Consider the following 559-nt stretch of genomic DNA (forward strand, 5'->3'; position numbering starts at 1 on the left):
CTCATGACTTAAAACGTGGTTATAGCCTGCCAAACGACGCAAATACTCATTCAATTCTCGAACATCTTGTCCATGCATAAAAATGCCATTCACCTCATACTGTAAAAAGGCAGAGCGCAAAGCAATCAAGCTATCTCTTACCATATAAGGGTTACGTTCCATCATTTGCTTCCTCCAAAATCCATATAAATCACACGATTGCTCTTATCTTCATCTCGATCAGAGCTGTCACACTCAGCCAAAACTTCTGAAACTTGGCCTTCCAAAACCGCATCCGCTTCCCCCAAACGGTGAACACTCAACTCCAATTCAAGCAATAACGCCAAATCAACACACAATTTAAGCTGTTCTCCAATATCAAAACCGCATTGATAATCATCATAAAGACCAACAAGCGTATCGGATAATTCTTTGTCGCATAAAGAGATCATGCCAATTCCTCCACGTCACGGTTTTTCCATGCCGCTTTGACATGTTTCAAAGTCACCTCACACCCATCTCCAAGCGCTGCCATGCGTGCCAACATCATGGTTTTGTCAATTTGCCGCAAAGCTCCAGC

At 42.9% G+C, this 559-nt stretch carries 1 protein-coding gene and 1 pseudogene; both read right to left on the reverse strand.

Going from position 1 to position 559, the window contains the following annotated elements; genetic code table 11:
- Positions 1-161: 161 nt before the first annotated feature.
- Complete coding sequence (locus ACFIL8_RS12500) at positions 162-431, reverse strand: hypothetical protein (protein WP_375650566.1); 270 nt, start codon at positions 429-431, stop codon at positions 162-164.
- Positions 428-559 (reverse strand): annotated as a pseudogene (locus ACFIL8_RS12505) (DNA transposition protein); the annotation flags it as partial. The gene ACFIL8_RS12500 and the pseudogene ACFIL8_RS12505, both read right to left, overlap by 4 nt.

Source organism: Bartonella sp. AP57NXGY, from assembly GCF_042195805.1.
In the GTDB taxonomy this organism is placed as follows: domain Bacteria; phylum Pseudomonadota; class Alphaproteobacteria; order Rhizobiales; family Rhizobiaceae; genus Bartonella.